The organism is Kitasatospora sp. NPDC056651, from assembly GCF_042792155.1.
Taxonomy (GTDB): Bacteria; Actinomycetota; Actinomycetes; order Streptomycetales; family Streptomycetaceae; genus Kitasatospora.
On sequence record NZ_JBHTWX010000028.1, the window covers coordinates 1 to 18,566 of the forward strand.

The 18,566-nt window shown below is 75.3% G+C and carries 19 protein-coding genes; 9 read left to right on the forward strand and 10 right to left on the reverse strand.

From position 1 onward, the window contains the following. Positions 1-331 precede the first annotated feature (331 nt). Positions 332-1,414, reverse strand: a complete 1,083-nt coding sequence (locus tag ACFRAR_RS13795; RefSeq protein WP_380698079.1) for a hypothetical protein — start codon at positions 1,412-1,414, stop codon at positions 332-334. Continuing rightward, entirely contained in the window at positions 1,411-2,304 is an 894-nt protein-coding gene (locus tag ACFRAR_RS13800; protein ID WP_380698081.1) for a sigma-70 family RNA polymerase sigma factor, read from the reverse strand. The genes ACFRAR_RS13795 and ACFRAR_RS13800 overlap by 4 nt, the downstream gene beginning before the upstream one ends. A gap of 313 nt (positions 2,305-2,617) precedes the next feature. On the opposite strand from ACFRAR_RS13800, the gene ACFRAR_RS13805 reads away from it, so the two are divergent. The 4 genes from ACFRAR_RS13805 to ACFRAR_RS13820 all read left to right on the forward strand — a co-directional run bounded on the left by ACFRAR_RS13805 (position 2,618) and on the right by ACFRAR_RS13820 (position 5,987). After that, a complete protein-coding gene (locus ACFRAR_RS13805; RefSeq protein WP_380698083.1) occupies positions 2,618-3,310 on the forward strand; it encodes a hypothetical protein in 693 nt (230 codons plus the stop codon). Between the two features lie 168 nt (positions 3,311-3,478). Beyond that, positions 3,479-4,240 (forward strand): VC0807 family protein, encoded by a 762-nt coding sequence (locus ACFRAR_RS13810; RefSeq protein WP_380698084.1) that lies wholly within the window; start codon positions 3,479-3,481, stop codon positions 4,238-4,240. Between the two features lie 150 nt (positions 4,241-4,390). After that, on the forward strand, positions 4,391-5,134 hold the full coding sequence (locus ACFRAR_RS13815; RefSeq protein ID WP_380698085.1) for a tyrosine-protein phosphatase: 744 nt from the start codon (positions 4,391-4,393) through the stop codon (positions 5,132-5,134). Positions 5,135-5,222: 88 nt separating this feature from the next. Continuing rightward, on the forward strand, positions 5,223-5,987 hold the full coding sequence (locus ACFRAR_RS13820) for a Clp protease N-terminal domain-containing protein (protein WP_380698086.1): 765 nt from the start codon (positions 5,223-5,225) through the stop codon (positions 5,985-5,987). Between the two features lie 90 nt (positions 5,988-6,077). Here ACFRAR_RS13820 and ACFRAR_RS13825 read toward each other — a convergent pair whose 3' ends face one another. After that, complete coding sequence (locus ACFRAR_RS13825) at positions 6,078-6,569, reverse strand: NUDIX domain-containing protein (protein ID WP_380698087.1); 492 nt, start codon at positions 6,567-6,569, stop codon at positions 6,078-6,080. Between the two features lie 99 nt (positions 6,570-6,668). Here ACFRAR_RS13825 and ACFRAR_RS13830 point away from each other — a divergent pair, with 99 nt between their 5' ends. Beyond that, a complete protein-coding gene (locus ACFRAR_RS13830) occupies positions 6,669-7,037 on the forward strand; it encodes an STAS domain-containing protein (RefSeq protein WP_380698088.1) in 369 nt (122 codons plus the stop codon). Here the strand turns inward: ACFRAR_RS13830 and ACFRAR_RS13835 are convergent. The 3 genes from ACFRAR_RS13835 to ACFRAR_RS13845 all read right to left on the reverse strand — a co-directional run bounded on the left by ACFRAR_RS13835 (position 6,945) and on the right by ACFRAR_RS13845 (position 8,827). Then, on the reverse strand, positions 6,945-7,922 hold the full coding sequence (locus tag ACFRAR_RS13835; protein ID WP_380698090.1) for a sigma-70 family RNA polymerase sigma factor: 978 nt from the start codon (positions 7,920-7,922) through the stop codon (positions 6,945-6,947). The genes ACFRAR_RS13830 and ACFRAR_RS13835 overlap by 93 nt on opposite strands. Positions 7,923-8,152: 230 nt before the next feature. After that, positions 8,153-8,425 (reverse strand): hypothetical protein, encoded by a 273-nt coding sequence (locus ACFRAR_RS13840; RefSeq protein WP_380698092.1) that lies wholly within the window; start codon positions 8,423-8,425, stop codon positions 8,153-8,155. Between the two features lie 135 nt (positions 8,426-8,560). Continuing rightward, positions 8,561-8,827 (reverse strand): UBP-type zinc finger domain-containing protein, encoded by a 267-nt coding sequence (locus ACFRAR_RS13845; protein WP_380698094.1) that lies wholly within the window; start codon positions 8,825-8,827, stop codon positions 8,561-8,563. A gap of 153 nt (positions 8,828-8,980) precedes the next feature. Between ACFRAR_RS13845 and ACFRAR_RS13850 the strand changes: the two genes are divergently transcribed. Next, the gene (locus ACFRAR_RS13850) at positions 8,981-11,701 is read left to right on the forward strand and encodes a YbhN family protein (RefSeq protein WP_380698096.1); all 2,721 of its coding nucleotides are present in this window, start codon (positions 8,981-8,983) and stop codon (positions 11,699-11,701) included. A gap of 86 nt (positions 11,702-11,787) precedes the next feature. Here the strand turns inward: ACFRAR_RS13850 and ACFRAR_RS13855 are convergent, their stop codons facing one another. Next, on the reverse strand, positions 11,788-11,997 hold the full coding sequence (locus ACFRAR_RS13855) for a hypothetical protein (RefSeq protein ID WP_380698098.1): 210 nt from the start codon (positions 11,995-11,997) through the stop codon (positions 11,788-11,790). A gap of 201 nt (positions 11,998-12,198) precedes the next feature. Here ACFRAR_RS13855 and ACFRAR_RS13860 point away from each other — a divergent pair, with 201 nt between their 5' ends. From ACFRAR_RS13860 to ACFRAR_RS13870, 3 genes are all read left to right on the forward strand, one after another. Next, complete coding sequence (locus ACFRAR_RS13860; protein ID WP_380698100.1) at positions 12,199-12,666, forward strand: carboxymuconolactone decarboxylase family protein; 468 nt, start codon at positions 12,199-12,201, stop codon at positions 12,664-12,666. 165 nt (positions 12,667-12,831) lie between these two features. Further along, the gene (locus ACFRAR_RS13865) at positions 12,832-13,476 is read left to right on the forward strand and encodes a class I SAM-dependent methyltransferase (protein ID WP_380698102.1); all 645 of its coding nucleotides are present in this window, start codon (positions 12,832-12,834) and stop codon (positions 13,474-13,476) included. Next, on the forward strand, positions 13,473-14,057 hold the full coding sequence (locus tag ACFRAR_RS13870) for a TrmH family RNA methyltransferase (RefSeq protein WP_380698104.1): 585 nt from the start codon (positions 13,473-13,475) through the stop codon (positions 14,055-14,057). The genes ACFRAR_RS13865 and ACFRAR_RS13870 overlap by 4 nt, the downstream gene beginning before the upstream one ends. Here the strand turns inward: ACFRAR_RS13870 and ACFRAR_RS13875 are convergent. Genes ACFRAR_RS13875 through ACFRAR_RS13885 form a run of 3 tightly spaced genes read right to left on the reverse strand, consistent with a single transcriptional unit; the run spans position 13,993 to position 18,529 of the window. After that, a complete protein-coding gene (locus tag ACFRAR_RS13875; protein WP_380698106.1) occupies positions 13,993-15,441 on the reverse strand; it encodes an MFS transporter in 1,449 nt (482 codons plus the stop codon). The two genes, ACFRAR_RS13870 and ACFRAR_RS13875, sit on opposite strands and share 65 nt — an antisense overlap. Next, positions 15,438-17,309 (reverse strand): hypothetical protein, encoded by a 1,872-nt coding sequence (locus tag ACFRAR_RS13880; RefSeq protein ID WP_380698108.1) that lies wholly within the window; start codon positions 17,307-17,309, stop codon positions 15,438-15,440. The genes ACFRAR_RS13875 and ACFRAR_RS13880 overlap by 4 nt, the downstream gene beginning before the upstream one ends. Then, on the reverse strand, positions 17,306-18,529 hold the full coding sequence (locus tag ACFRAR_RS13885) for an ATP-grasp domain-containing protein (RefSeq protein ID WP_380698110.1): 1,224 nt from the start codon (positions 18,527-18,529) through the stop codon (positions 17,306-17,308). Before ACFRAR_RS13885 ends, ACFRAR_RS13880 begins: the two co-directional genes overlap by 4 nt. Positions 18,530-18,566 lie beyond the last annotated feature (37 nt).

Sequence of the window (18,566 nt, forward strand, 5' to 3'; positions counted from 1 at the left end):
CCGCGCCCCCCCCCCCCCCGGCGCCGGGCGGGGGGGGGCCGCCCCCCCGCCGGGGGGGGGGGCGCCCCCCACGTTTCCGGGGCCGTCCGGACCGTCGGCGCGTCCGGGGGTGCGCCTGGCGGTCCGGCCGGAGCCGGCCGGGTGGGCGGACGGCACAGGGAGCCGACCGCCCACCCGGGGTCTTCGGGTGGTCCTGCGTCCCGCCGGTCCGGTCGGCCCTGCGGGGGTACTGCGGGGTACTGCGGGGTGCTGCGGGTGGTGCGGTTCCGGGTGGGCGGCGAGCCCGGGGGGAGTCGCTCGCCGCCCACCCGGAAGTCCTCGGGCTTCCGGCCTACTGCCGGTCGTCGTTCCCGTTCGGGCGGCCGCCCGGCGAGGTGGCGGGGCCCCCGGTCAGGGGCGGGACGGTCGCCCCGCCCTTTCCCGGTCTGCTGCCGTTGCCGCCGCCGTCCTGGCTGTTGCCGTTGCCGTTGCCACCACCGTTGGCGTTGCCGTTCCCACCGCCATTGGCGTTGCCGTTGCCGTTCCCACCACCGTTGGCGTTGCCGTTGCCCCGCCCGGTTCCGGCGCCCGGTCCGGGCGTGGCGCCGGTGCGGCCGGGGTCGCGCGACGGGGAGGTGCCGCCCTGACGGCCGCCGTCCTCCCCGCGGACCGCGGTCGCGCAGTAGTCCGCCACCCGGTCCACGCCGCCGGCCGCCGCGACCAGCGGGCCGTACAGCGGCTCACCGACCAGCCGGCCCGGCCGCTCCCCCTTGGCCGTACGGTCGGCGAAACCGGTGCAGAGGCCGACCAGCGCGGGCGGGACGGCCGAGGAGCCGTGCCCGTCGGCCGAGGGGGTACCGGGCGTCGCGGAGTCGGACGGGACGACCGCCTGCGCGCCGGCGGAGGCGCTGCCGGACGGATGGGGGGAACCGGACGCCGCGGCACCGAACGGGGCCACGCCGGTGGACGGCCCGGCGGCCGACGCGCCCGGCGCGGAGCCGGCCGACGCGGCCTCGCCGGTGGGCAGGCGCTCCGGAGCGGCCGGACCACCGCCCAGCGCGGACGGCAGGTTGCCGGTGCCGGCGGCGACCGCGACCCCGCACAGCGCGGTGGCGCCGAGCACGACGGCAGTGGCCTTCGTGCTGAAGGCCCTGGCCAGCGCGGCGGTCGCCATCGATCGTCTCCGGACGGGGGTCGCTATCGGATCTGACGTGAGACTCGCCTCCCGGAACGCGGCCAGGGCGGCCTCCTCCCCGGCCAGTTCACCGGCCGTCGCGGGGGCGGCGGCCGCGGCGAGCACCCGGGCGAGCTGCCCGGGACCGCCGTCCGGTCCGGTGAGCGAGGCGTCCTGCCCGGCCGACGGGCCGCCCACGGCACCACCGAGCAGCTGCTCGGCGGCATCACGGTCGATCCGACGGGATCGGTTGGTGCTCATCTCATGTCCTTCAGCGTCGCGGCCCGGCGTTCTGTCACACCCTGCGGAGAACTTTTTTTCGCGGGTGTCTTCGCGGGTGTCTTCGCGGGTGTCTTCGCGGGTGTCCCGGCGGCTTGCCCCACGGGCCGTCCGGCGGCCGTCCCGGGCGTCCCGGGCGCGTCGGCGGGAGCCTGTCCGCCCGGCCGGGCGGCCGGGATGCCGCCCCCGGAGGCGAGCGGCTCGACCAGCCTGGCCAGCCGCCGCAGCCCCCGGTGGGCCGCCATCCGGACACTGCCGGCCCGTTTGCCGAGCACCCGGGCGGCGCTCTCCGCGTCCAGCTCCATGACCACCCGCAGCAGCACCGCCTCGGCCTGGTCGGGCGGCAGCCGGGAGATCAGCGCCAGCGCGTCGGCGGTGCCGACCGTGGTCAGCGCGGACCGCGCGGTGTCGTCCCCCGCCGCCAGCTCGACCAGCTGCTCGAACGGCAGGCCGCCGACCGGACGGCGGCGCAGGGCGCGCAGGTGGTCGAGGGCCCGGTGGCGCGCGATGGTGGCGGCCCAGCCGCGGAAGCCGTCCCCGTCACCGGAGAAGCCGCGCAGGTCGCGGGCGATCTGCAGCCAGGTCTCGGAGGCGATGTCCTCCGCGTCCTGGACATCCTCCGGCCGGCCGCCGACCAGCACCCGCAGGTAGCGCAGCAGACCGGGCTGGACCGTCCGGAACAGCAGCCGGAACGCCTCCTCGTCCCCGCCCTGCGCGGCACGGACCGCCTCGGTCAGATCGGGGGGAGCGGGGGCCGGGGCCGGGTCGGGGTCCGGGTCCGGCGGCGGGCCGGCGGGAGGTACTGGTCCGGACCGGCCGACGGGCCGGTCGGTGCCCGCTCCTGGGCGCTCTGCACTCTGCACCCGCCACATGATGCGCCATTCGGAGTAACCCCTCGCTCCCGGTCGAACGACCGGCCCGGCCGGGTCCAAGGTCCCGAGAACCGCTGCCGTTCGCCCACGGCCCGGACGGTCCGTTCCGGACTACGTTGTCGGTAGGCGAAGCAGCCCGGACCGCCAACGCGTCCGGCCACCCGGCCGCCACCGTCCCCCCTCCCGTGCCAGGGCGCGCCCACGCCCGTACGGGCCCGGCCACGCCCTCCTCCCGGACCGGCCTGGTCCACCGATCCCGGACCGGCCGGGTCCACCGCGCCGGGGGCCTCCACCACCAGCAGGGAAGACCGCGATGACCACTGCCCACGAGCTCCACGCGAAGGGCCTGCGCGAGCACCTCGCGCCCGCCCTGCGCGCCCTGGGCCTCACCGGGTGGCGCCGGACCTTCAGCCTGCCGGACCGCACCCACTGGCTGCTGCTCGGCGTGGTCGAGCGACCCGCCGCCGACCGGGTGCCGTTCACCTTCGACCTCAGCCTGGTCCGCCGCACCGACTGGGCCCTCGCCGCCCTCCCCGGCCACCGGCCCGACCCGCGCACCCGCTACGGCATCGAGGCCTGGCGGGCCCGCATCGGCGAGGTGCTGCCGGTCGGCGAGGACGTCTGGTGGGAGGTGCTGCCCGGGCCGCGCTGGCGGCTCCCGCTCGACGACGCCGTCGCCGCCGTCCGCCACTACGGCCTGCCGGAGCTGCGGCGCCGGGCCGGGACGGACCTCGCCCCGACCGGCGGGACCTACCTCTCCCCCGCCGAGCTGGAGTCGGTCAACGCCGCGCTGCTGACCGCCGCGGTGGCCCGGGTGCAGCGCGCCGAGCTGGCCGACGAGGCGCTGGTGCTGACCGGCGCCTGGACCCGGGGCGACGGCGTCGCCCGGACCGTCCTGGCCGGGGTCGCCCGGGGCTTCCTGTCGGCCGGGGACGAGCGGTTCGGCACCGTCCGCTGCCTGGACACGCTGGGCCGCGAGCTGTGGGACTTCCCCGCCGCCGGCTAGTCCCCTCCTAGAGAAGCGCAGGTCGGAGGCGGTGTCACGGCGCGCACCATGACACCTGTCACGCGGATGAGGCAACGGACGGCACTGCTCTGACGGAGGGCCGGACGGAAAGACTGGCGGCACGACGCGGGCAGCGGCCCGCGGCAGCCAGCCGGGGAGGAACCCACCGTGAGCCAGACCGTCAGCGCCGTCGCCACCGGCACCGCCGCCACCCCGTTCACCGCCCCGCTCGCCGCCCCGGCCGGCACCTCGACCGTCGCCGCCGCCAAGGGGCCCAACCCGCTGGTCACCGGGCTCCGCCCGCTCGCCCTCGACGTGGCCGCCCCGCTGGTCGGCTACTACCTGCTGCACTCGGCCTGCGGCCTGAGCGAGTTCGCCGCGCTGGCCTGGAGCAGCGCCTTCCCGGCCGCCCGGACCGTCCTCGGCCTGCTGGGCGAGCGCCGGCTCAACCTGTGGGCCGCCCTGATGCTGGCCGTCAACCTCGCGGGCCTGGCGCTGACCTTCGTCACCGGCGACGCCCGGCTGATGATCGCCAAGGACGGCGGGCTGAGCGGCACCGTGGCGCTGGCGATCCTGGCCTCCGCGCTGATCGGCCGGCCGGTGATGACCCCGATGCTGATGCCCTTCGTGACCAGGGGGAAGGGCGACCGCGCCGCCGCCTGGCAGCGGCTGGTCGAGGGCCGGGCGGCCGGGTCACGGGCCTTCCGCCGCCACGAGCGCCTGTTCTCCGGCATCTGGGGCACGGCGCTGCTGGCCGAGTGCGCGGCCCGGGTGGTCGGCGCCTTCACCCTGCCGGTGTCGACCATGGCCTGGCTGTCCACCGTGTTCCTGGTCGGCGCGATCGTGGCCGGTTCGATGCTCGGCCAGATCGCGGTCGAGCCGATGGAGGAGCTGGTCCGCACCGAGGCCGCGGCCCCGACCGCCGGCTGAGCCGGGCCGCCCGCCGCCGGGGCGTCCCCGACCGGCCGCCCGCTGAACAGTGGCCTCCCTGGAATCGAACAGCAAGGAACCATCCCGATCTCCCGGGAGTCGTTGATAACGAGGGGGTAACGGGACCCCCGACCAGGAAACGGGGAGCCCATGAACCGGACGACGCACGCGCCGAGCAGGACGGAGGACCGCACCCTCGTCTGGGACGGCTGCCTGAACGTCCGCGACCTGGGCGGACTGCCCACCGCCTCCGGCCGCCCCACCGCCCGCCGCGCGATCGTCCGGGCGGACAACCTGGACCGCCTCACCGCCGAGGGCTGGGACGCCCTCCTCGACCACGGCGTCCGCACCGTGGTCGACCTGCGCGACGCCGGGGAGTACCGGCCGCTCCTCCCGCTCCCCGAGGGCGTCGACCTCGTCCGCGTCCCGCTGGACGAACTGGCCGGCCCCGCCTGGTGGGAGGCCCACGGACAGCTGGACGGCACCCCGCTCGCCTTCCGCCCCTACCTGGACCACTGCCCGCACGCCGCCGCCGCGCTGGTCTCCGCGATCGCCGGTGCCCGCCCCGGCGGCGTGGTCGTGCACTGCGGCGCCGGCCGTGACCGCACCGGCCTGGCCGCCCTGCTGCTGCTCGCCCTGGCCGGGGTCGACCGGGCCGCGATCGCCGAGGACTACCTGCTGAGCGGCCCCAACATCCGCCCGCTGTACGGGATGCTCGGCCTGCCGGACCCGTACCGCCGGATCGACGCGGCGCTCGCCGAGGCCGGAACCACCGCCGAAGCCGCCCTGGCGGCCACGCTGAACGGGCTCGACCCGGCCGACTACCTGCTCGCGGCGGGGGTCGCGCCCGAGCGGATCGCCGCCGTCCGGGAGCGACTGCTGCCCGCCGTGTGACGCGGGCGCAGCACGGGCCGGCTCCCTCTCCATGATCATCGTCAACCAGTGGTTGACGATCCCTGGATCGACAACCTACGGTTGACGCATGGAGAATTCCGTTGTCCCCAACAGCACTCCGCTGCGCCTCGACGACCTGATCGCCGCGATCAAGAAGGTCCACCCCGACGCGCTCGACCAGCTCTCCGACGCGGTCATCGCCGCCGACCACCTCGGAGACCTCGCCGACCACCTCATCGGCCACTTCGTCGACCAGGCCCGCCGCTCCGGCGCCTCCTGGACCGACATCGGCCGCAGCATGGGCGTCAGCAAGCAGGCCGCCCAGAAGCGCTTCGTCCCCAAGGACCCGGGCGCCCCCGACGACCTCGACCCCAGCCAGGGCTTCAGCCGGTTCACGCCCCGCGCCCGCAAGGTCGTGGTGGCCTCGCAGGAGGAGGCCCGCAAGGCCGGCAACGCCGAGATCACCACGGCGCACCTGCTGCTCGGCCTGCTCTCCGAACCCGAGGGCATCGGCGCGAAGGCGCTCGCCGCCCAGGGCGTCACCCCGGAGGCCCTGCGGGCGGTGGCCACCGCCACCCTGCCGGCCGCCGCCACCGACACGCTCCCCGCGCTGATCCCGTTCGACGCCGAGAGCAAGAAGGCGCTGGAGCTGACCTTCCGGGAGGCGCTCAAGCTCGGACACAACTACGTCGGCACCGAGCACCTCCTGCTCGCGCTGCTGGAACTGGAGAACGGCCAGGGCGTGCTGGCCGGGCTGAAGGTGGACAAGGCCGAGGCGGGAACCTTCGTCTCGGAGGCGATCGCCGCCCTCATCGCCGCCCGGAACGAGGAGTCCGAGCAGCCGCCGCAGTGACCCGCCGGCGCCCTGCCCAGGACCCGACTCCCGTCCTGGGCAGGGCCCTTGAGCTCGGAACCCGGATCAGAGCCCGCCTCAGAAACCGGCTCAGAACCCGGAGACGTGGGTGGTGACGATCCGGACCCGGCCGTCCACCGCCGCCTCCAGGGCCGCCCGCAGCCGGGCCGACCGGGCCGGGCCGAGGAGCTCCAGGGCCTCCTCGACCGGCGCCCAGCGGTGGGTGTCCAGCTCGCCGACCGGGACGGTCACGGGGGTGCCGTCCGGGACGGTGCCGAAGTCGAACATGAAGTGCTGGGCCGGGTGGTCGAGTTCGGCCGAGGCGTGGGTCCAGGAAATGGCCAGCAGCTCGCCGGCCTCCCGGACGATGCCGGTCTCCTCCTCCAACTCCCGCCCGGCGCACTCGACCGGGCCCTCACCGAGATCGATCGTGCCGCCCGGGAACTGCCAGTGCTCGCGGTAACCGGCCTTCACGATCAGGACCCGGCCGGACTCGTCCCGCAGCAGGCACCCCGCCGCCGCGTAGATCCGGGGCAGGGAAGCCAGCCATTCCTCACGGGACTTCAAGGGCTCAGCCGTCACGGTGCTCCTCCTGGGGCGGGGTGGGTGCGGTCGGCCCCACTCTGCCACCCGGACCCGCCCGACCGATGAGTCGGAGCCGCCGCACCGGTCCTACCCGGCATGGACACCATGGAGAGCACACCGGGCAGTCCCGTACTGACCTGCGACCTGGGCGCGTTGACCGCCCCCGACCTGGCCGTCGTCGACGCGCTCGCCCGGCTGAGGCTGGCCGCCGCCCGACACGGGGTGACCGTGGTGCTGCTGAACACCGGCGGCCCGCTGCGCGAACTGCTGGCGTTCAGCGGCCTCGCGGCGCTGCTGCCGGACGCGGCCGACCCGCTGGAGCCAGGCCCAGGCCCAGGCCCAGGCCCGGACCCGGACTCCGGCCTCGCGGCGCTACTCGGCCTCCAGCCGGGGCGGGAGGCCGAAGAGCGGGAAGAGCACGTCGGTGTCCAGGAAGTGGGTGAACCCGGTGATCCGGCCCTCTGACACCTCCGGCACGACCAGCGACCACGGCTCGTGCCCGCCCGCCGGGCTCGGCCGGTACTGGGCGAAGGCCCGGCCGCCGTTGGCCGGCACCGGGAGCATGCGGGAACCGCGGCAGCCGATCCCCGGGCCGAGCATCCAGTCGCGGATCTCTCCCCGCCCGCGCAGCCACATCGCGAACGGCGGCATGTTGAGCGTGACGTCCTCGTGCAGCAGCGCGGCGAGACCGTCCATGTCGTACGCCTCGAAGGCGCGGACGTAGCGGTCCAGCAGCGCCCGGTGCTCCGCGTCCAGCGCGGGAGCCGGCCGGGCGGACGCAGGGTCGGTGGCGAGCACCGCCCGGGCCCGCTGGAGCGCGCTGTTGACCGAGGCCACCGTGACACCGAGCAGTTCGGCCACCTCGGCGGCCTTCCAGCCGAGCACCTCGCGCAGGATCAGCACCGCACGCTGCCGGGGCGCGAGGCGCTGGAGCACGGCGACGAAGGCCAGCTTCACCGAATCGCGCTGGGCGGCCACCTCGGCCGGATCCCCCGTCTCGGGCAGCACCCGGCCGTCCGGCACCGGGCCGATCCACGTCACCTCGGGCAGCTGGGTGCCGTGGGCCGTGGTCACCGTGACCGGCTCGGCCAGGTCCATCGGACGGGCCCGGCCGTTGCGACCGTTCAGCGCGTCCAGGCAGACGTTGGTGGCTATTCGGTACAGCCAGGAGCGCAGCGCGGCGCGCCCCTCGAAGCCCCGGTGCCCGCGCCAGGCGCGGACCATCGTCTCCTGCACCGCGTCCTCGGCCTCGAAGACCGAGCCGAGCATGCGGTAGCAGTAGCCCGTCAACTCGGTGCGGTACCGCTCCGACTGGAGCTCGACCGGCTCCTCCGTGATCACGTCGACCATGGCGCGCCCCCGTCGTCCTGCCCTGTGCCCTGCTGTGTGCTGTGTGCTGTGCCGAACGCGACGAACGTAGCGCACGGGTCCGACAACCGCCCTCCGAGCCCGGACACCGCCCGAACCACCGCCCTGAGCGACGCCCTGAGCGCACGTCAGGGGCGGGCGCCGCGCTTCGGCACCCGCCCCTGACGTGCGACCCGGCGGTACGGCACAGCGGTACCGCCGGGTGCGGCGACTCAGTGGGCGGAGTGCTTCTCCGCGCCGCGGTGCCGGTGCCCCTTGAGCTCGGCGTGCATCGCCGGGGCCGCGTGCACCGCCGTGCCCGGCGCGTCCCTCCCGCCGTGCCGGAAGGCCTCGCCGCCGCCGTACCCGGCGGTGGCGGCGGCCGGTGCGCCGGCATGCGGCGCCGGCCCGAGCCGGGTCGGCGGGCTCGCCATGCCACGGCGCTCCAGCAGCTCCTGGGTGCCCTGGCGGAACTTGGCGGTACCGCCGGGCGTCAGCTTGGTCATCGTCGGCCTCCCTTCGTCGGCCACCGGCCGGACGGCTGCCGGCCGGAGGAACCGCACGGGCGTCTTGTCCGGATTTTATCCGGATTGCGGTCCCGTGCCACCGGGGAAGGCCGCCCGCTTCGGCTCTCGGGAGCCTCAGCCCATGACCTCGTGGACGAAGCACCAGCGCCAGTCCTCCCCCGGCTCGTACGAGCGGATCACCGGGTGGGAGGTGTCGTGGAAGTGCGCGGTGGCGTGCCGCTGCGGCGAGAAGTCACAGCAGCCGATGTGGCCGCAGTCCAGGCAGATCCGCAGGTGCACCCAGTCCCGGCGGCCCTGCGCCAGGCAGTCGGCGCAGCCGTCGGCCGGCGGGCGGGGCTCGATCTGCTGAGGGGCCAGAGCGAGGTCTTCGCAGGCGCTCATGTCTGAAAGGCTATGCCGCCCCGGCGCGCCGCGCCCGCTCAGCGCCGTCCGCCCGGACGCCCGCCCCCGAATCCGCCCCCGGCACTCCGGTGTCCCCGCTCCTCATCGGCATCCCCGCTCCCCGCCCACGGGTGGCATGGGAGCATGCCACCCGTGGCGATCGTGGCGGGGAGAACGAACGGCGACACCGACGGCGACACCGGCGGTGCGTCCGCGCAACGGGTGCGCGACGCGGGGACGCGGGACGACGGCGCCGGAACTGCCGGCGGAAGCGGGCGGGGCACGGCCGCCGCCCGGATACCCGAACGGGCGGCGGGCACCGGCCGGTTCCGGGTCCACCCGCTGCCCACCGGCGACCGGGTCCGGCAGCCCGTCGCCCTGATCCGGCTGCTCGGCGGCCTGTTCGCCATCGCCCTCACCCTGCTGCTCGCCGACTACGCCCGCGCCACCACCGGCGGCATCGCGGCCGACGTCGCCGTGGCGGCCACGATGGTGCCGCGCCCGCTGGCGAGCCTGGCCGGCGGGCTCACCACGGCCGCCGTCCTGCTGCTGCCGGTCGGCCTCGCCGTCCGCCGCCTACTGGGCCCGGACCGGCGACGCGCCCTCCAACAGGTCTCCGACGGACTGCTCGCCGCCGTCCTCGCGTACGGCGCCACGCTCGGCCTGGACCTGTGGGCCGACAACCTCGCCCCGGTCTCGCTGCTCTCCGCGCTCACCCAGCCGCTGCCCGGCGACGTGCTCGGGCACACCGAGCCCGTCTACGGCTACCTCGCGCCGGTCCTCGCCTTCATGACCGCCTCCGGCAGCCGCGAACGCCGCCTGTCCTGGACCGTCCTCACCCTCTCCGGACTCGCCGGAATCACCGGCGGGTACGCCACCCCCACCGCGCTGCTGCTCGGGCTGCTGATCGGCTGGACCGGCGCCCACGGCACCCTGTACGCGGTCGGCACCCCCGACCCCTGCCCCCGGCCCGGCGAGATCCTGCGCGCCCTGCGCGACAGCGGCCTGCGCCCGGTCGAGGCCCAGCCCGCCGGCCCCGACCGCTACCGGGTCCGGCAGGCCGACGGCCTCCCCGACCTCGACGTCCAGCTCCTCGACCGGCAGGCCGTCACCGCCGCCGCCGTCCAGCGCGCCTGGCGCCGACTGCGCCTGCGCACCGCCCCCGACCCGCGCGCCCTGCGCTCCCCGCGCACCGGGCTGGAACACGAGGCCCTGGTCACCTACGCGGCCCTCGCGGCCGGTGTCCGCACCCGCAGCATCGCCGCCACCGCCGGCATCGGCCAGGACACCGCCCTCATCGCGTACGAGCGGCTGGCCGGACGCACCCTGGACGAACTCGCCGACGAGGAGGTCACCGACGAACTGCTCACCGACGCCTGGCGGCAGCTCGTCCTGCTCCAGCGCCGCGAGATCGCCCACCGCGCCCTCGTCCCCTCCTCCCTGCTGATCGACGACTCCGGCGCCGTCCACCTGGTCGACTTCGCCGACGGCGACATCGCGGCCACCGAACTCGTCCTGCGCTGCGACCTCGCCCAGCTCCTCACCACCCTCGCCCTGCGCGCCGGCGCCGCCCGCTCGGTCCGCACCGCCACCGCCGTCCTCGGCCCCGACCCCGTCGGCGCCGCCCTCCCGCTGCTCCAGCCCATCGCCCTCACCCACACCACCCGCCGCGCCCTCAAGCAGCACGCCAAGCAGAGCGCCAAGCAGAGCGCCCGGCAGACCGTCGCGGAGGCGTCCGCACCGGCGGGCGGAGGCGGGGGCGCGGCCGGTGGCCGTGGCGGCGCCGGAGGCGCCAGCGACACCGTGGGCAGCGCGGCGGGCCCGGCCGACGGCGAAGCCGAGGCCGGTGGCGCAGCCGCCCACGGCGGCCTGCTCGACGAGATCCGCGCCGAGGTGCTGCGCGCCCGGCCGCAGGTGGTGGGCCAGCCGGTGCGGCTGGAGCGGTTGCGGCCGCGGACCCTGCTGGTCGTGGTGGGCGGGATCGTGGCCGGGTGGCTGCTGATCCCGCAGCTGTTCGCGGCGGAGGACAATCCGATCGCCACCCTCGTGGACGCCGATCCGTGGTGGCTGCTGCTCGCGCTGGTCGCCGCGGCGAGCAGCCACGTCGCGGCGGCGATGGGCTTCGTCGGTTTCGTGCCGGAGCGGCTGGACTTCCGCAACGCGGTGCTGGCGCAGGTGGCCGGGTCGTTCGTGAAGCTGGTGTCGCCCGGCGGCGTCGGCGGGATCGCGCTGAACACCCGGCTGTTGCAGCGGGCCGGGATCCCCACCGCGCAGGCGCTGTCCAGCGTCGGGGTGGGGAACCTGATCGGCCTGGCGCTGCATCTGCTGCAACTCGGCGCCTTCGTCTACCTGATGGGCTTCGATCCGGGCGGCTCCGAGCTGGACGCGCTGCCCCCCGTGGTCGGCGGGCTGGCCGGGGCGGCGGCGCTGCTGGCGGTGGTGTCGGCGATCCCGGTGGCCCGGCGCTGGCTGGCGACCCGGCTGCGGCCGCTGACCGCCGAGGTGCTGCCGCGGATGCTGGACCTGCTGCGCAGCCCGGCCCGGCTGGCGGTGGGGGTGACCGGGCAGCTGCTGGTGTCGATCTGCCTGATCGCCTGCCTGTACTGCTCGGTGCGGGCGATCGGCCGGGAGCCGTCCTTCGCCGCCGTCGCGGTGGTGTTCCTGGTGGGCAACGCGGTGGGCAGCGCGGCGCCGACCCCGGGCGGGGCCGGGGCCGTGGACGGGATGCTGGTCGTGCTCCTCCAGCGGACCGCGTCGATGGAGGAGGGCGGCGCGCTGGCCGCCGTGACGCTGTACCGCCTGCTGACGCTGATCCTGCCCGTGCTGCCGGGCTGGGCGGCGATGGCCTGGCTGCAACGCCGCCGGGCCCTGTAGCCGCCCCGAACCGCCGACCGCCCCGAACCGCCGACCGGCCGGGGCCCGGTGACCGCGCCCATGGCCTGGTGACCCGCCGGGCCCGGCTACTCCCGGTAGTCGTCCTGGTCGTGCCGGACCGGCCGGTTCTGCTCCACCACGTCCGCGATGTTGGTCGCCGGGTCCGCGCCGGCGGCCAGGCGTTCGGCCACCTCCTCGTTCGCGTCGCGCTCGGTCGCCTTCTCCCCGGGCTCCTCGGGCTCGACGGTCTCGGGGGTCTCGTCGGTCAGGTACTCCTCGTGCTGTTCCTGCGGCATGGCGTCCGTCCTCACTGTTCGGAGGCCTTCACGGGCCCGCTGGCGGTACTGGCAGTATCCGTCGCCCGGCGCCCGGACGCGATGTGCCGGGACCGCTCGGGCGTACGGCCGCCGCTGCCGCCCGCCCCGTCGGATTGACCCACGAAACAGCCTCCCGAATGACCCAGGCTCCGGGTGCATTCCACTCCTAGGGTCGCAGTCATGACGACGAACGAGAACACCGCGACCGCCGCCCGCCTCGACTACGCCCGCACCGCCCCCAAGGTGTTCCGCGCGATGATCGCCCTGGACGCCGCCGCCCGCGAGGGCCTGGACCCGGCCCTGGTCGAGCTGGTCCAGATGCGCACCTCCCAGCTGAACGGCTGCGCGTACTGCCTGGACATGCACGCCAAGGACGCCCGCAAGGCCGGCGAGACCGACGAGCGGATCTACCTGCTGCCGGTCTGGCCGGAGGCCCCGGCCGGGGTGTACAGCGAGCGCGAGCGGGCCGCCCTGGCCCTCGCCGAGGAGATCGCCCGGATCGGCGACGGCGTCTCGGACGCCGTGTACGCCCGGGCCGCCGCGCACTTCGCGGAGGCCGAGCTGGCGCAGCTGATCTCGGTCTGCCTCACCATCAACGCCTGGAACCGGATCAACGTGGCCACCCGCAAGACCCCCGGCGCCGCCTGACCGCACCACCTGACCGCACGCCCGGCCGCACCGCCCGTCGGCCGGGCGTTCCGGAACCTCGGCCGGAACGCCCGGCAGGCCGCCGGGGGTACGATCGGTGCCGTAAGAAGGGCTAACCCACACCCACCCGGTGGCCCCGAGGCCCATACGAACGACGGGGAAACCATGTCCGGCTCGCACTACTTCACCGGTGCACCCGAGGTCGCCAGCGACCGCCGGCCGATCACGGTCTCCCTGCCGGACCTCACCCTGGAACTGACCACCGACACCGGGGTGTTCTCCCGCAGCCGGCTCGACCCGTGCACCCGGATCCTGCTGGAGCACGCCCCGCAGCCGCGGGTGCGCGGCCCGATCCTGGACATCGGCTGCGGCTACGGCCCGATCGCGCTGACCTGGGCGAGCCGCCGCAAGCGCCTCCCGGTCTGGGCGGTGGACGTCAACGAGCGGGCCCTGGAGCTGGTGCGGCTGAACGCCGAGGCACTGGGGCTCGGCAACGTCCAGGCCGCCCTGCCCGACGACGTCCCCGAGGACGTCCGCTTCGCCACCATCTACTCCAACCCGCCGATCCGGATCGGCAAGGCCGCGCTGCGCCGCCTGCTCACGCACTGGCTCGACCGGCTGACCCCGGACGGCTCGGCGTTCCTGGTGGTGCAGAAGCACCTGGGTTCGGACTCGCTCCAGAAGTGGCTGAACGAGCAGGGCTACCCGACCAGCCGGGTCACGTCGGTCAACGGGGTGCGGATCCTGGAAGCGCGGCCCCGCCCCGAGGTGGGCGAGGGCTCCGAGAGTGGACGAGGAACGACGACGTGAAGCAGCTGCGCCCGACCGAACTCAAGCGCCTGCACCGCTCGTGGCGGCGCAGCAACGAGTTCCGGCTCGCGATGATCCTGGAGAACCTCCAGTCTCCCTTCAACGTCGGCTCGGTGGTCCGCACCGGCGCGGCGATGGGCGCCGAGAAGCTGTACCTGACCGGGGACACCCCGTCGGTCCGCTCGTCCGGCGCCCAGAAGGCCGCGATGGGCACCGACAAGTACCTGAAGGTGGAGCACTTCCCGACCGTCGCCGAGGCGATCGCGGCGGCCAAGGCGGACGGCTTCAAGGTGGTCGGCCTGGAGCTGGCGGACGAGGCGGTGCCGATGTTCGCCGCCGAGCTGACCCCGGCGGTGGCCTTCGTGCTCGGGCACGAGGACCGCGGGGTCACCGCCGACGCGCTGGCGCTGTGCGACCAGGTGGTGTTCGTGCCGCAGCTGGGCCGGGTCGGCTCGCTGAACGTCTCGGCGGCCGCGACGGTGGCCTGCTACGAGGCGCGCCGGCAGGGGTACGCGATCAGCGGCACCCCGGACGGCGAGCTCGGAGCCGACCTCGGAGCCGACCTGGGCGACGACGAGTAGACGGAACACGCGAAGCCGGGAGCCCGGGCCGTCGGTGGACGGCCCGGGCTCCCGGCTTTCGGCGGGTCTCCGGCCCGGCGCCCGGCCCGGCCGGGCGCCCCGCCAACGCGGCGCCGGCCGGCTGTTCGGCGGGCTGCCCCGGTGCCGCCGAGCCGACGGTGAGGCGGCGCAGGTCGCGGCTGAGCAGCGCCGCGACGGTGGCCAGCACCACCAGCCCGGCACCCCACAGCAGCGTCTGCGGCACGCCGATCCGGTGCGCCACCGGCCCCGCGACCATCTCGCCGACGGGCAGGGCGATGAACGAGCCCAGCGCGTCGTAGGAGTACACCCGGGCGAGCCGGTCGGCCGGGACGTTCTCCTGGAGCGACACGTCCCAGGCCACCCCGAACTGCTCCAGGGCCACGCCGTTCAGGAACATCGCCACCCCGAGCAGCAGCGCGCCCGGCGCCTCGGCGAGCACCACCAGCGGCACCGCCTCCAGCGCGACCAGGGCCACGCCCAGGTACAGCGCGTGCCGCACCCGCGAGCGCGCCGCGAGGAAGCCGCCCGCGACCGCGCCCGCCATCTGCGCGGCCAGGACCGCGCCCCACGGGCCGCGCCCGAAGGTGTCGTCGGCGATGCCGAGGCCGAGGACCTGGATGCCGCCGGCGACGACGGCGTTCACCACGGTGAACTGGAGCACCACCGCCACCACCCAGCTGCGGGCGGTGAACTCGCGCCAGCCCTCCCGCAGTTCGTGCAGCGGCCGGGCGGGCTCGGCGGCCTCCTCCGGCTCGGCGTCACTCGCCGCCGTCCGGACGCCGCGGAAGCACAGCGCGGCGAGGAACAGGCAGAGCGCGTTGGCCGCGAGCCCCCAGCCGGGGCCGATCAGCGCCGCGATCACCCCGCCCAGCGAGGCGCCCACGATCATGCCGAGGTTGATGGCCATCCGCATCAGGGCGTTGGCCGGCCGCAGCACCTCCGCGGGCACGGTCTGCGGGGTCAGCGCCGCCGAGGCCGGCAGCGAGAGCGCGGACAGGGCGCCGTTCGCCACGCTGAGGACGACCAGCAGCGGGACCGAGGTCCAGCCGGCCAGGACGCTCAGCGCGACCACCGCCTGCACCAGGGCGGCTCCGGCCGCCGAACCCTGGAGGACCAGGGCCCGGGAGAACCGGTCGGCGACGACGCCGCCGAGGAGCAGCAGCACCACGTTGGCCACCGAACGCGCGCCCACCACGAACCCGAGGTCGGTCGTCGACCCGGTGAGGTCGAGGACCGCGAAGCCGAGCACCACGGGGGCCATCGCGTTGGCGAAGTAGATCAGCAGCCGCCCTCCGGCGAGTCGCCGGAAGGCGCGGTGCCGCAGCGGCAGGAAGATCTGGCTCCCGGCCGGGGAGGGCGTCATGCGGTCGGACTCCCAGGGCTTCGGCCGGGCTCGGCCGGGGTCGGCGGGGAAACGGTGAAGTGCACGCGCCGGGTGGAGATGCCGAGGTCGTGCACCGCGTACGGGGTGAAGTAGTACGCCTGCGGCGTGGCCTCGGCGGCGATCTCCACCTCGAAGTCGCACCGGGCGCTCTGCCCGGCCCCAACGTCCTTGCGGCTCAAGGCCGGACGCACTCGGGCGTTCAGGTACATGGGCAGCACGATACCGGTGTTGACGGTGCCCGCCCGGTGCGGAGCCACGGTGACGGAGACGTGCAGCACCGTTCCGGCCTCGACCTGTTCGGGCGCCGAGACCCGCAGTTCCGTGCCGTCCACCGGGGAGTTGACCACGTCGCCGCACCGCGCGCAGAGCCCCTGCACCGTGTCGGCGATCACCGGGAGCAGCCCGCGACGGGTGTAACTGCGCAGCGGGCGGCCGCAGTTGCACAGCCAGTCGAGGTCGACGGGCTCCTCGGCGGTGCTGCGCTCGCCGAAGTAGGTCGGGAACTGGAGCACCGGCTCGTCGTGGTGCTTGGCGATCCGGTGGGCCAGCGCGAGGTCCAGGGACTTCGCCTCCTCGGCGATCGCGGCCAGCGCCGCCGGGCCGTCCTGGGGGGACAGCGCGACGAGCCGCGAGGCGTAGCGCAGCATGCTGTCGGAGAGCTGCCGCAGCCGCGGGCGCAGCGGGTGGTCCCCGCTCAGCAGCCCGCTGTCGATCAGGCCGGACAGCCGGGCGCCGACGGTGTGCAGCGGGAAGCCGGCCACGTCGTCGGCGGCGGCGTCGGTGGCGGGCGCCGCCGGTTCGACGGCCCCGCCGGAGCGCAGCCCGATCTGGACGAACGACGGGTAGGGGTTGATGTCCCTCAGCCGCTCGTTGATCGCCCTGGCCGCGTTCCGCCCGGCCGAACTCCCGGTGAGCCAGGCGAGGTTGTCCGGGCGCGCGCCGTCGCAGGCCGTCAGGGTGGCGACGACGGTCTGCGCCGGGCCGTCCAGGGCGTCGAGCAGGATCACGTACTTCGGGTCGTACATCGCGTGGTCGGTGAGCGGGCCGCTGAAGCAGTTGGCGAGCACCAGCTCCGCGGCCTTGATCCGCCGGGTGGGGATCAGCTTCTCCTCGGGCTTGGTGCAGCCCAGCCCGTACGCGCACTTGGGGCCGGCCAGGGCCGGGTCCCGTTCGCCGACCGGGCTCAGCCCGCAGAGGGTGAACCGGCCCAGGTTGAGCTGGTCGTCCTTGCCGTTGCCGTGGAACAGCACCCGGCGCCAGACCCGGTCCAGGGCGATGCCCCGGATGTCCCGGTGCCGGACGTCCTCGGCGCCGAACCAGACGGTGCCGGGGGCGGCCGGCTGGCCGTCCAGCTCCGAGACCATGCCGGTCTCGCCGTGCGGCGCGGGGTCGGCGTACTGCTTGGCGACCACCCAGCTGACGGTGTGCGCGTCCCGGCCGGTGAGCAGGAAGAGGTCCCGGCCCTGGGCGTAGGCCTGCTCGACGACGTCCTGGACGGCGTCCGCGCGCAGGTCCTGGTAGCTGCCGAGGACGAGGACGGAGCCGGTGTCCGGCAGGTCCGACACCTTCGCGACCCAGGTGCGGGCCAGCGGCGCGGCGAGGCGCCTGACCTCCTCGGGCAGCGAGGCGCCGACGACCACGCCGGTCGCGGCGGGCTCCGGGGCGCGCCGGCCGGCGTAGACCGGCCCGGCCAGCGCGATCCCGTCGAGCAGGTCGCCGCGCGCGCCGGTCCACACCGGGATCGCGGCGGTGCCGGTGCCGTCGGCCAGCCATCCGGTGACGGCCTCGGCGTAGCCCGTCAGCCCCTGGTGGGTTCTGAACAGGGAGTCCGCTCCCGGCTCGGTCATGCGTCCGCCACCTTGAGCTCGAAGTGGTCGAGCACGGCCTGCATGCGCTGCTCGGCCTCCTCGGCGGTGGCGCCCTCGACGTGGACGTAGCCGGTGCTGGCGTGCGAGGCGCGCGGCGGGTCGAGCAGGTCGCCGGGCTGGGCGGTCAGGTGGGCGCCGATGACGCCGGGCAGCCGGAGCAGCTCCTCCTCGGTGCTGATGCTCACCAGCCGGCCGGGCCGGGTGGGCAGCAGCAGGTCGCCGACCGCGCGGTCCCGGGTGTACTCGGGCACCGGGACCCGGTCGAGGTAGGTGTCGAGGATGACGTGCAGGAAGTCGAAGCCGTACGCGAGCCCGTGGTTCATCGGGACCTCGCAGCCGCTCAGCCGGGCCGCGACCTCGCTCATGTAGAACTCGCCGTCCTCGGTGAGGAAGAACTCGCCGTGCAGGTAGCCGTACGGGATGGTCAGCCCGTCGGTCAGCCGCTGGGCCAGTTCCTTGGCGTCGACCGGGAGCCGCTCGCTCGGCGCGTAGGTGATGTTGGCGTTGATCGCCCCGTCCAGGACCTCGATGATCGGGCGAGGGTTCTTGGACAGGTAGGCGTCCACGACCCGGCCGCGGGCGATCACCGCGCAGAGCTGGAACTCGCGGCCGGCGATGTACTGCTCGACCATCCACTCCAGCTTCGGGTCCAGCGGCGGGATGTCGGCGAGCCCGGCGGGGGAGTCGATCCGGTAGGTGCCGATGCAGGAGTCGGAGTCGATCGGCTTGAGGATCACCGGCCAGCCGTGGTCGGCGCCGAAGGCCTCGACGTCGGCCAGGACGGCGACCGGGCGGTAGGCCGCGTGCGGGATGCCCAGTTCGGCGTAGCGGTCCTTCATGGTCTTCTTGTTGCGCACCCAGGCGACCTGCTCCTCGCTCAGGTGCGGCAGGCCGACCAGGCCGGCGAAGCGCTGGGCGGTCGCCTGGAGCGCCTCGTTGGGGTTGCAGAAGTACTGCGGGCGGTCGGCGACGGTCTCGATCCAGGCCAGGTAGCGGGCGGCCTCCTCCTCCAGCGGGGCGGCGGTCGCCAGGGTGAAGGTCGGGACGTCGGCGGTGCGCTCGACGTACTCCGGGGTCAGCTCGACGGAGTCGAACCGCAGCAGCACGGTCGAGACGTCGTCGCGGCCGAGGACGCTGTCGGTGAAGGTCGCACGGCGGCTCTCGACCAGGAGGACGACGGGGCGCGGGGGCGTGGTCATAGGGGTTCCTCGTTGGAGCGGTACGGGTGTGGGGAGT

Bases quoted from the DNA above. Each gene is read 5' to 3' on its own strand.
- ACFRAR_RS13795 (WP_380698079.1), bottom strand. From the start codon at position 1,414: ATGAGCACCAACCGATCCCGTCGGATCGACCGTGATGCCGCCGAGCAG.
- ACFRAR_RS13800 (WP_380698081.1), bottom strand. From the start codon at position 2,304: ATGTGGCGGGTGCAGAGTGCAGAGCGCCCAGGAGCGGGCACCGACCGG.
- ACFRAR_RS13805 (WP_380698083.1), top strand. From the start codon at position 2,618: ATGACCACTGCCCACGAGCTCCACGCGAAGGGCCTGCGCGAGCACCTC.
- ACFRAR_RS13815 (WP_380698085.1), top strand. From the start codon at position 4,391: ATGAACCGGACGACGCACGCGCCGAGCAGGACGGAGGACCGCACCCTC.
- ACFRAR_RS13820 (WP_380698086.1), top strand. From the start codon at position 5,223: ATGGAGAATTCCGTTGTCCCCAACAGCACTCCGCTGCGCCTCGACGAC.
- ACFRAR_RS13830 (WP_380698088.1), top strand. From the start codon at position 6,669: ATGGACACCATGGAGAGCACACCGGGCAGTCCCGTACTGACCTGCGAC.
- ACFRAR_RS13835 (WP_380698090.1), bottom strand. From the start codon at position 7,922: ATGGTCGACGTGATCACGGAGGAGCCGGTCGAGCTCCAGTCGGAGCGG.
- ACFRAR_RS13840 (WP_380698092.1), bottom strand. From the start codon at position 8,425: ATGACCAAGCTGACGCCCGGCGGTACCGCCAAGTTCCGCCAGGGCACC.
- ACFRAR_RS13845 (WP_380698094.1), bottom strand. From the start codon at position 8,827: ATGAGCGCCTGCGAAGACCTCGCTCTGGCCCCTCAGCAGATCGAGCCC.
- ACFRAR_RS13855 (WP_380698098.1), bottom strand. From the start codon at position 11,997: ATGCCGCAGGAACAGCACGAGGAGTACCTGACCGACGAGACCCCCGAG.
- ACFRAR_RS13860 (WP_380698100.1), top strand. From the start codon at position 12,199: ATGACGACGAACGAGAACACCGCGACCGCCGCCCGCCTCGACTACGCC.
- ACFRAR_RS13865 (WP_380698102.1), top strand. From the start codon at position 12,832: ATGTCCGGCTCGCACTACTTCACCGGTGCACCCGAGGTCGCCAGCGAC.
- ACFRAR_RS13875 (WP_380698106.1), bottom strand. From the start codon at position 15,441: ATGACGCCCTCCCCGGCCGGGAGCCAGATCTTCCTGCCGCTGCGGCAC.
- ACFRAR_RS13880 (WP_380698108.1), bottom strand. From the start codon at position 17,309: ATGACCGAGCCGGGAGCGGACTCCCTGTTCAGAACCCACCAGGGGCTG.
- ACFRAR_RS13885 (WP_380698110.1), bottom strand. From the start codon at position 18,529: ATGACCACGCCCCCGCGCCCCGTCGTCCTCCTGGTCGAGAGCCGCCGT.